General features: G+C 62.5%; 10 protein-coding genes. 5 read left to right on the top strand and 5 right to left on the bottom strand.

Features of this window, described 5'->3' with window-relative positions:
- Both ACK41X_RS12275 and ACK41X_RS12270 read left to right on the top strand, forming a co-directional pair.
- The coding region (locus tag ACK41X_RS12275) for an Mrp/NBP35 family ATP-binding protein (RefSeq protein ID WP_409723366.1) at positions 1-818 on the top strand (818 nt) is incomplete at its 5' end.
- Between the two features lie 78 nt (positions 819-896).
- The gene (locus ACK41X_RS12270) at positions 897-1382 is read left to right on the top strand and encodes a hypothetical protein (RefSeq protein ID WP_409723364.1); all 486 of its coding nucleotides are present in this window, start codon (positions 897-899) and stop codon (positions 1380-1382) included.
- 32 nt (positions 1383-1414) lie between these two features.
- Here the strand turns inward: ACK41X_RS12270 and ACK41X_RS12265 are convergent, their stop codons facing one another.
- Entirely contained in the window at positions 1415-2077 is a 663-nt protein-coding gene (locus ACK41X_RS12265) for a Fe2+-dependent dioxygenase (protein WP_409723362.1), read from the bottom strand.
- Positions 2078-2217: 140 nt separating this feature from the next.
- Between ACK41X_RS12265 and ACK41X_RS12260 the strand changes: the two genes are divergently transcribed.
- The 3 genes from ACK41X_RS12260 (at position 2218) to ACK41X_RS12250 (ending at position 5686) form a co-directional block, all read left to right on the top strand.
- On the top strand, positions 2218-3099 hold the full coding sequence (locus ACK41X_RS12260; protein ID WP_409723360.1) for a hypothetical protein: 882 nt from the start codon (positions 2218-2220) through the stop codon (positions 3097-3099).
- Between the two features lie 249 nt (positions 3100-3348).
- Positions 3349-4437 carry a TRAP transporter substrate-binding protein gene (locus ACK41X_RS12255; protein WP_409723358.1) on the top strand — a complete coding sequence of 363 codons (1089 nt, stop codon included), beginning with the start codon at positions 3349-3351 and terminating at the stop codon, positions 4435-4437.
- A gap of 160 nt (positions 4438-4597) precedes the next feature.
- Entirely contained in the window at positions 4598-5686 is a 1089-nt protein-coding gene (locus ACK41X_RS12250; RefSeq protein ID WP_409723355.1) for a TRAP transporter substrate-binding protein, read from the top strand.
- Between the two features lie 62 nt (positions 5687-5748).
- Here the strand turns inward: ACK41X_RS12250 and ACK41X_RS12245 are convergent, their stop codons facing one another.
- The 4 genes from ACK41X_RS12245 to moaA form a co-directional block, all read right to left on the bottom strand.
- On the bottom strand, positions 5749-7413 hold the full coding sequence (locus tag ACK41X_RS12245; protein WP_409723353.1) for a TRAP transporter large permease subunit: 1665 nt from the start codon (positions 7411-7413) through the stop codon (positions 5749-5751).
- A gap of 18 nt (positions 7414-7431) precedes the next feature.
- Positions 7432-8019, bottom strand: coding sequence for a TRAP transporter small permease subunit (locus ACK41X_RS12240; protein WP_409723350.1), 588 nt, complete (start codon positions 8017-8019; stop codon positions 7432-7434).
- A gap of 107 nt (positions 8020-8126) precedes the next feature.
- The gene (locus ACK41X_RS12235) at positions 8127-9026 is read right to left on the bottom strand and encodes a DMT family transporter (RefSeq protein WP_409723348.1); all 900 of its coding nucleotides are present in this window, start codon (positions 9024-9026) and stop codon (positions 8127-8129) included.
- Between the two features lie 25 nt (positions 9027-9051).
- Positions 9052-10095, bottom strand: coding sequence for a GTP 3',8-cyclase MoaA (gene moaA, locus ACK41X_RS12230; protein ID WP_409723345.1), 1044 nt, complete (start codon positions 10093-10095; stop codon positions 9052-9054).
- Positions 10096-10172: the final 77 nt, after the last annotated feature.

The raw sequence follows: 10172 nt of genomic DNA, 5'->3' as shown, positions 1-10172 counted from the left end.
GCGCTGGTCCCGCCGGCGTTCCCGGCGTGACGTCCATCATCGCGGTCGCGTCCGGCAAGGGCGGCGTCGGCAAGTCCACGACCTCGATCAATCTGGCGCTGGCTTTGCGCGATCTCGGGCTCAAGGTCGGCGTACTCGATGCCGATATTTACGGACCGTCCATGCCCAAGCTGCTCGCCATCCGCGAGAAGCCGCAGACCATCGGCGGCACGCGGCTCAAGCCGATCAGCCGCTACGATCTCGCCGTTATGTCGATCGGCTTTCTCATCGAAGAAGAAACCCCGATGATCTGGCGTGGGCCGATGGTGATGTCGGCGCTCACCCAGATGCTGCGCGAGGTGGAATGGGGCAATCTCGATGTCATGGTGGTCGACATGCCGCCCGGCACCGGCGACGCGCAGCTCACCATGGCGCAGCAGGTACCGCTTGCCGGCGCCGTCATCGTCTCGACGCCGCAGGATCTCGCCTTGATCGATGCCCGGCGCGGTGTCGCCATGTTCAAGCGGGTGAATGTGCCAATTCTCGGCGTGGTCGAGAATATGAGTTATTTCGTTTGCCCGAAATGCGGCACCCGTTCGGACATTTTCGGCCATGGCGGGGCGAAGCACGAGGCCGAGCGGCTCAATGTCCCGTTCCTCGGCGCGGTACCGCTCGACATGACGATCCGGGAGACGTCCGACGCCGGTTTGCCGGTGGTTGCGACCCATCCGGACGGACCGCATGCGAAAGTCTATCGTGAGATCGCGGGGAAACTGCGCGATGCGCTGGCAGGAGCGAGCGCGGGACGTGCGGCGCCGCGGATCGTCATCGAGACTTGAGTGCACGCGCACGAAAGGCCAAATTCGCGGGGCGGTCAGGACATCATATCAGGACATGACACGGGTCGGGAGGTGCGGATGCGAGAGGGACACAGCTTGGGCTCGAAATTCGGCGGCATTCTGATTGCGGCGGCCATCGGCCTGCCGTGGACGATACCGGCCCACGCGCAGAAGGCGCCCGAGGCGCCGGAGGCCGATCGGCAGGAGGTTCTGATCAAGACCACGCTGCTGACCTTCAACGACGCGAATCTGACGCAAAATTACGACGTGCTCCATGCCAGACTGTCGAAGCAATTTCGCGATCAGTTCCCGCCCGAGCGGCTGAAGGAAGTGTTCAAGCCGTTCGTGGAACAGAAGATTGACATCGAAACAATCGCGGTCAAGGTGCCGATTCCGGCCAAGAATGCGGCGGTGGACGAGCGCGGCGTGCTGTCGCTGGTCGGCCATTTCGACATCATGCCGAGCCATGTTTTTTACGATCTGGCCTACGTCATGTCCGAGGGCGACTGGAAGCCGATCAAGATCAACGTCAATGTCCGTCCGCCGGACCAGAAGAAACAGTAAGCAGCTCCGGTCCGGGCCGGATCGAGCGCCGGCTAGTCGTCCGCCCACATCCGGATAAGGTTGGCAACCGATTTCGAGATCAGGTCGAACTCGGCGCTCTTGCCGTCGCGCGCGAAAATCGTGCGACGCGCAGTGTCGAGATCGAACAACATTTCGCGCTGCGCGGCGTCGCGAACATAGCTGCGTGCCCAGCCGGCGACGACGTGGCGCTGGCCGCGCGTTACGGGTGCGACCCGGTGCAAGGTCGTCGCCGGATAAACGAACATCGATCCAGCCGACAGCTTGACGGCGTCGTCACCTGCCGCATTTTCGATCACGAGCTCCCCGCCATCGTAACTCTCCGGCGGATCGAGAAACAGTGTGAAGGCCACGTCGGTGCGCATGCCGCGCATCAGCGCATCGTCGACATGAACGCCGTATTGCATGCCGGTCTCGGTGCGCGAGAACAGAAGCTGGCTCAACGCTTTCGGGCGCGCCGCCATACGGAATAATTCGCTTGCCATGATGCGCGCCGCGACCATGTCGCGGATCGCATCGAGGCGGCGGTCCCGCGCATCCGCCTGCCGGTTGTCTTTGACTGCGCGCGCAGCGAAGCCTGCGGTCTCGCGGCCGTCGACGAAACGGACTTTTCCAAGCGCTTCGTGAATTGCGGCGATATCGTCCGGGTTCAGAATGTCTGCAATTACGATCTGCATCGACACGCACTGCCATGACTGACGGGCTCGGGGCAAAATCTCGAGACCAGGTTGGAACAATTCAAAGACATCGTTCTTGGACTTGACCTGCGGGAGAGCTAAGCAGGAATTCAGCGCGCCACTTTAGACAGGACAGCATCATGAAGAAACGCCGCAAGATCTGGATCGGTATCGGCGCATTCATTGTGGCTGGCGGCGCCGGTTCTCCGTCGCTGCCCGAAGCCGCTGCGAAGGACCAGCATGCAGGCCCTGCAGATACGCGGGGATATACCGGCATGAGCACCGCGACGCGCCAGCGCATCATGGGGCAGGCGATGACGGTCGGGCAGGGCGGCGAAGGCGGCGAAGGCGGCGAGGGCGGCGAAGCCGGCATCGATGCCGAAGCCGCCGCAACGGACCCGGTGGCTTACGGGGTCGCGCTGCAGGTGATCGCCGCGCATTTTCATGCCGGACTCGTGGCCTATGAGGGCAACGAACAGGAGGCGGGCGCGCAGATGTTCGCGCATGGACTGTCCGAGGTCTATGTCGAGATGGAAGGCGTGTTCAAGGCGCGCGGTGTCACCGATCTCGGCCGCAAGCTCGAAGCCGCGGTCAACGCCGCGGTGGAAAAGAAGCCGGGCGCGGAGGTCAGGCGCAGGGCCGATGCGGTGTTTGCGGCGCTCGCGGCTGCCGAACGGAAAGGGCCTGCGTCCAAGGCGCCGGTCGAGGCGGTGCGGGCACAGGTCGCGGCCGAGATGATCGACCGCGCCGCCGCGCAGTACGCTGTCGTCCAGAAAGACAACGAGCTGGAGGCCTATCTGGACGGCCTCGGCTTTGCCATGGCCGCCCGCGATCAGGCCAAGACCGCATTGCCGTATCTGCGCAAGCTCGATCCGAAGAAAGCGACTGCGGTCGCAAACGCCCTTCATCTGACCGAACAGGCTTATCCCGGCATCAGGCGGCCCGAGACGCCCAAAGTCAGCCTGTCCGATCTGCAGAGCGCGGCCTCGGCGGCCAAGCTTGCGGTGTCCAGTCTGCCCTGAGCGAGCCAGCCGGACATCGCAGGGTCGCACCAGGGCTGGGGGTTCTAACGGCAAAAGCGCTGGCGCGCATTGCCGGGCGTGACCCGTCCGATTTTCGGATTGTCCGATTTTCGCATTGACGCTGCCTCATCGATTTGTGAAGCGGGAGACCTTGTCCGGGCCCGGCTATGCCATCATCGTCTGCCCGGCTGGACTGGCCGGCCGCCGGGCCGAACTCGGAATCAAAGAACCCTTCAGGGAGAAACACGCATGAGACGCCGTCAATTCATTGCGACGATCGGAGCCGGGGCGGCCGCGGCCGCGATTGCCAAGCCAGCGATCGCGCAATCGGCCCCGGACATCAAGTGGCGCCTGACCTCGAGCTTTCCGAAATCGCTCGACACGTTGTGGGGCGGCGCCGAGGTCTTCTGCAAGGCCGTCGCCGAGGCAACCGACAACAAGTTTCAGATTCAGCCCTTCGCTGCCGGCGAAATTGTCCCCGGTCTTGCCGCGGCCGACGCCGTGACCAATGGCACGGTCGAGATGTGCCAGACGGCATCCTACTATTATGTCGGCAAGGATCCGACCTTTGCGCTGTCCTGCGCGTTTCCGTTCGGCCTCAACACCCGCATGCAGAATGCCTGGCTGTACCGCCATGGCGGAACGGAAATGATGAATGACTTCTACAAGAAGTTCAAATTCGTCGCGCTTCCCGCAGGCAACACCACCTGCCAGATGGGCGGCTGGTTCCGCAAAGAGATCAAGGACGTGTCCGATCTCAACGGCCTGAAAATGCGCATTGCCGGCCTCGCCGGTCAGGTGCTGTCCAGGCTCGGTGTCGTGCCGCAGCAGCTCGCCGGCGGCGATATTTATCCGGCTCTGGAGAAAGGCACGATCGATGCCGCCGAATGGGTCGGCCCTTATGACGATGAGAAGCTCGGATTCCAGAAGGTTGCGCCGTTCTACTATTATCCCGGATGGTGGGAAGGCGGCACCGTGGTTCACAATTTCATCAATATCGATGAGTGGAACAAGCTGCCGAAGACCTATCAGCAAATTTTGCGATCCGCTTCGGACACCGCCAACATCGCCATGACCGCCAAATACGACGCGGAGAATCCCGGCGCGATCAAGCGGCTGGTCGCGTCAGGGGCGCAGTTGCGGCCCTATCCGCAGCCCGTGCTGGACGCCTGCTACAAGGCTGCGAACGACGTTTATGCCGACATCTCGTCGAAAAATCCGGAGTTCAAGAAGATTTACGACAACATCGTCGCGTTCCGGAACGATCAGTATCTGTGGTGGCAGGTCGCCGAATATGCCTATGACAGCTACATGATCAGGGCGCGGACGCGGTCCTGACCGCACACAGGTTACGCATCACTCGGAGCCGGCCATCGGGCCGGCTCTTTTCGTTCTGGATATCGGGTTCCGCCTCGGACATGATCTGCCCTGGCGAAAGAGGCCGCATCCGCGCGGACCAGCCCGCAGAAGGCGTCGCCCTGAAGAGAGGGATGCCATCATGAAACGCCGATTTTTCCTGAAAGCTGCCACCGCAGGATTGGCCACGGGCGCGATCGCAGCTCCGGCCATCGCGCAATCGAACCCGGAAATTCGATGGCGCTTGACGTCGAGCTTCCCGAAGTCGCTCGACACCATCTACGGCGCATCGGAAGTTTTCGCCAAGGCCGTCGCCGATGCCACCGACAATCGCTTTCGCATTCAGGTCTTTGCCGCGGGCGAGATCGTCCCCGGTTTGCAGGCTGCCGATGCCGTGACCAACGGCACCGTCGAAATGTGCCACACCGCTTCCTACTACTATGTTGGAAAGGATCCGACATTTGCATTCGGGACGGCAATCCCGTTCGGTTTCAACCAGCGCATGATCGATGCCTGGATGTTCAACGGCGGCGGTCTCGACATGATGAACGACTTCTATAAGAAGCACGGCATCATTGCGTTTCCGGCTGGCAATACCGGCGCGCAGATGGGCGGCTGGTTTCGCAAGGAGATCAAAAGTGTTGACGACCTGAAGGGCCTGAAAATGCGGATTGGCGGATTCGCCGGCCGCGTGCTGGCGAAGGTCGGCGTGGTGGCGCAGCAGATCGCCGGCGGCGACATCTATCCGGCGCTGGAGAAGGGCACCATCGATGCCGCGGAATGGGTCGGCCCCTATGACGACGAGAAGCTCGGCTTCCAGAAGGTCGCGCCCTATTACTATTATCCCGGCTGGTGGGAAGGCGGCCCAATGCTGCACAACTTTATCAATATCGCAAAGTGGAACGAGCTGCCGAAGAGCTACCAGTCGATCGTTGAATCGGCGTCGCATGTCGCCAATACCATCATGATGGCGCGCTACGATGCCGGTAATCCCGGAGCGCTCCGCCGCCTGGTCGCCGGCGGGGCACAATTGCGTGCTTTCCCGCAATCGGTGATCGAGGCCTGCTATACCGCCGCGAACGAGCTCTATGCCGAAACTGCCGCCAAGAACCCCGACTTCAAGACGATTCTGGACAGCGTGGTGGCTTTCCGCAACGATCAGTATCTGTGGTGGCAGGTCGCGGAATACGGTTACGACAGCGGTATGATCCGCTTGCGCGCACGCACCTGAGGGCGAGCGTGGCGCCTTTCTCACTGTCATGGCCGAAGTTCCGGCCATGACAGCCATTGCCGCTATTTGATCACCGGCGGCGTATCGAACTGCAGCGGCGGCGGCGCCTCGAGGCCGGGCAGGCTGCGCAGTTGCTCCTCGATCCGGGCCGGATCAGGTTTAACCTGATGCGCCTTGTAGTGCATCACCATGCCCGGGAAGGCGATCACCAGGGCGACCATCAAGCACTGGATGAACACGAACGGCACCGCACCCCAATAGATTTCGCCCGTGGTCACCGGCGGCATCTGCTTGCCGGTGACGCGATCGATATAGGCGCTGCGCGGCGCGACCGAACGCAGATAGAACAGGGCGAAACCGAATGGTGGATGCATGAAGGCAGTCTGCATGTTGACCGCAAGCATCACGCCGAACCAGATCAGGTCGATGTCGAGCCGCACGGCGGCGGGCGCCAGGAGCGGAATGACGATAAACGCGATTTCGAAGAAATCGAGGAAGAACGCCAGAACGAAAACGAAAACATTGACGAAGATCAGGAATCCCATCTGCCCGCCGGGCAGCCCGACCAGCAATTCCTCGACCCAGCGATGGCCGTCGACGCCGTAGAAGGTCAGTGAGAACACCCGCGCGCCGATCAGAATGAAGATTACGAAGGCGGAGAGTTTGGCGGTGGATTGCGCGGCCTGCCGGGTCAGGTCGAGGGTGAGCCGCCCCTTGGCGATCGCAAGCAGCATCGCGCCGACCGCACCCATTGCCCCGCCCTCGGTGGGGGTTGCGACGCCGATGAAGATGGTGCCGAGCACGAGGAAGATCAGCGCCAGCGGCGGGACCATGACGAAGATCACCTGTTGGGCCATGATCGACAGGAGATTGAGGCGGGCTACGCGGTTGATCACCGCAATGGAAAAGGCGATCGCCACGGCCACGGTCATGGTCAGAACCACGAAGTCGGCCCCGGCGGATACCTTGGTCGTGCGCATGTAGAGATAGGCTGCGGTGGCGGAAAACAGCACCACGATTGCGAGCGAAGGCAGACCGCGGCTGCCGTCCGGTTCCTTGTAGGTCAGCGCTTCGGCGGGCAGACCGGGAGCCGCGCCGGGCCTGACATTCGCGACAAGAAAAATGTAACCGGCATAAAGGCCGGACAGCACGAGCCCGGGTATGAATGCGCCCTCGTACATGTCGCCGACCGAACGGCCGAGCTGGTCCGCCATCACGATCAGGACGAGCGAGGGCGGGATGATCTGCGCCAGCGTGCCGGATGCCGCGATCACGCCGGTTGCGACCCGGCGGTCATAGCCGTAGCGCAGCATGATGGGAAGCGCGATCAGGCCCATGGAGATCACCGACGCTGCGACCACACCGGTGGTCGCGGCAAGCAGCGCTCCGACGAAGACCACGGCATAGGCGAGGCCGCCCTTCATGGTGCCGAACAACTGCCCGATAGTGTCGAGCAGGTCCTCGGCCATGCCGGATCGTTCAAGAATCAGTCCCATGAAGGTGAAGAACGGGATCGCAAGCAGCGTGTCGTTGTTCATCACGCCATAGACGCGCTCCGGCAGCGCCTGCAGGAAGTCGGGCCGGAACAGCCCGAGCTCGATACCGATCAGACCGAAAAACAATCCATTGGCGGCGAGCGCGAAGGCGACCGGATAGCCGAGCAGCAGAAACACCACGAGGGAGCCGAACATGATCGGCGCCATGTAGTGGATCAGGAGCTGGGTCATGGCGGGTCCGGCGGCTGGCTATTGTTTGTCGGGTTTGATTTCGGCAAGCAAGCGTTCGGCCTCTGCTTCCGCCGGGTGCAGGGTTTCCTCAAATGGATCGGGAATGACGCCGCGCATCACGGCGATGCGTTTGATGATCTCGGAGATGCCCTGGAAGAACAGCAGAGTGAAGCCGATCACCACCAGTGACTTGGCGGGCCATTGCGGCAGGCCGCCGGAATTGAAGGATTGCTCGTTCAGACGGTAGGACGTCAGGAAGAAGGGCCAGCCGGTCACGATCATCACCACGGTCAGCGGCAGCAGGAACACGACATGGCCGAACAGATCGATGATGTTGCGGACGGTCTTCGGGAACAGGTTGTTCACGATGTCGATGCGGATGTGCTCGTTCGACATCAGGGTCCAGGGCGAGCACAGCATGAAGATCAGGCTGAACATCACCCATTGCAGTTCGAGCCAGGCGTTGGATGACAGGCCGAGCACTTTGCGGCTCACGGCATTGGCCGCAGAAATGATGACGACGGCGAGGATCAGCCAGGAGACCCATTTGCCGAGCCGCGAATTGATCGCATCGATGATGCGGCTCACAGCGAGCAAAGCTTGCACTGACGGAATCCCCTCGATCCCGGCGCTTCACGCGCGCTTGGGCGGCCGGCGGCCGACCTGTGAACAGCTAATCCGAACCGCGCGGCGGCCGTCAATCGAAAGTTTGCCTATGCCGGAGGCGGTCCAAGAGCCGCGACCTGGCGGCGGGCAACGGCTTCGCGATGCAGCGCGTAAAGTCCGCTGAACACGATCAGGGCGGCGCCGAACAGCGCCCAACCGTCAGGAACTTCGCCGAACGCGACATAGCCCGCAACTCCCATCCAGATCAAAAGGGTATATCGGAACGGTGCAACCGCAGGAATTTCAACCCCGCGGAATGCGAAGACCATGAGATAGGTGCCCAGCCCGAGAAAGGCCGATGCGACCGTGATCATGGTCCATTGCGCGCCGTCCGGAGCGATCCAGGTTTCCGTCACCCCGATTGCAGCGCCCGATGCCATGACCGCGATCGTGCCGTAAAAACCGACCACGAGCGAGAGGATATGCGGGTCGATGCGCCGGGTGGTCAGATCGCGCGCCGCGCCGAAAAAGGCCGCGGCAAGTCCCACCAGCGCCCACCAGTCCAGCGTGCCGGCACCCGGCTTCACGATGAACAAAGTTCCGATCAGTCCGACGCCGATCGCGCTCCAGCGCCGCCAGCCGACGGGATCGCCGAGCATGACCGCGGCAAGCGCGGTGAGGATCAGCGGCGTTGTCATGACCACAGCCGACAGGTCGGCGATTTTCATGTTGATCAGCGCCGCGATGAAGAACCCGGTGCCGAGCGCGTCGAACAGGGCGCGCAACAAGACCATTGGCGTCGCCGAGGCGGCGATGAAGCGCAGGCCGCCGGTCATGGCGATCACCGCGAGCAGGATGAGGCTCGAGACTACGCCGCGCAGAAACAGAACCTCGCCGAACGGCAGGTCGCGCGCCACGAGCTTCACGAACACGTCGTTGACGGTATAGGCGGCCATGCCGAACGTCAGCGCAATCATGCCGCGACGGTTGGCAGCGGACTGAGACACGTTTTCCGATTCCGAAAAACCGGCGTCAGCCGCCGGTGACGCTCATATGGCGGGGCAGGGCGGGACGCTTGTTGCGGCGGTCGATGACGAAGTCGTGGCCCTTCGGCTTGCGGGCGATCGCAGCTTCGATCGCGGCATGCAAAAGGTCGTCGGATTCGGAGGCGCGCAGGGGTGCGCGCAAATCCGCTGCGTCTTCCTGCCCGAGGCACATGAACAGCGTGCCGGTGCAGGTCAGGCGCACGCGGTTGCAGGATTCGCAGAAATTGTGGGTCATCGGCGTGATGAAGCCCAGCCGTCCGCCGGTTTCGGCCACCCGCACATAGCGCGCCGGCCCGCCGGTGCGGTAGTCGATGTCTTCAAGCGTGAAGCGTTCGGCCAGGCGTCCGCGCACCATCGACAGCGGCAGATATTGATCGAGCCTGGCTTCGCCGACATCGCCGAGCGGCATCACCTCGATCAGCGTCAGGTCCATGCCGCGGCCATGCGACCAGTCGATGAGGCCTGCAATTTCCTCCTCGTTGACGCCCTTCAGCGCCACCGCGTTGATCTTGATCTTCAGGCCCGCCTGCTGCGCTGCGTCGATGCCCGCCATCACGCGGGCAAGGTCGCCCCAGCGGGTGATGGCGCGGAACTTGTCTGTATCCAGCGTATCGAGTGAGACATTGATACGCTCGATGCCATGGTCCTTCAGCTCGGCCGCATATTTCGCAAGTTGCGAGCCGTTGGTGGTTAGGGTCAATTCGTCGAGTGCGCCGGACCGCAGATGCCGCGACAGCGAGCCGATCAGCGTCATGATCCCGCGCCGCACCAGGGGTTCGCCGCCGGTCAGGCGCAGCTTGCGCACCCCGCGCGACACAAAAGCAGAGCAGACCCGGTCGAGTTCCTCAAGCGTCAGCAGGTCGGCTTTCGGCAGAAATGCCATATCCTCCGACATGCAATAGACGCAGCGGAAATCGCAGCGGTCCGTCACCGAGACCCGAAGATAGGAGATGGCGCGCGCGAACGGATCCACGAGCGGGGCGCGCGCCGCCTCGCGGTCGAGCTGGATTGGTTGCGGTGCAGCATTCATCCGGGAACCTCAACCCCAAATATAAGGCTTCCACGGAGGATGGCAAAAGCCTTGGTAGAGACCTTAGTCTGACGGTA

Source organism: Pseudorhodoplanes sp. (assembly GCF_046289595.1).
GTDB lineage: Bacteria > Pseudomonadota > Alphaproteobacteria > Rhizobiales > Xanthobacteraceae > Pseudorhodoplanes.
Note: the sequence above shows the minus strand (reverse complement) of the source record. Positions and strands in the feature narration are given on the sequence as shown.

Coding starts and splice junctions, on each gene's coding strand:
- ACK41X_RS12270 (WP_409723364.1), top strand. CDS start 897: ATGCGAGAGGGACACAGCTTGGGCTCGAAATTCGGCGGCATTCTGATT.
- ACK41X_RS12265 (WP_409723362.1), bottom strand. CDS start 2,077: ATGCAGATCGTAATTGCAGACATTCTGAACCCGGACGATATCGCCGCA.
- ACK41X_RS12260 (WP_409723360.1), top strand. CDS start 2,218: ATGAAGAAACGCCGCAAGATCTGGATCGGTATCGGCGCATTCATTGTG.
- ACK41X_RS12255 (WP_409723358.1), top strand. CDS start 3,349: ATGAGACGCCGTCAATTCATTGCGACGATCGGAGCCGGGGCGGCCGCG.
- ACK41X_RS12250 (WP_409723355.1), top strand. CDS start 4,598: ATGAAACGCCGATTTTTCCTGAAAGCTGCCACCGCAGGATTGGCCACG.
- ACK41X_RS12245 (WP_409723353.1), bottom strand. CDS start 7,413: ATGACCCAGCTCCTGATCCACTACATGGCGCCGATCATGTTCGGCTCC.
- moaA (WP_409723345.1), bottom strand. CDS start 10,095: ATGAATGCTGCACCGCAACCAATCCAGCTCGACCGCGAGGCGGCGCGC.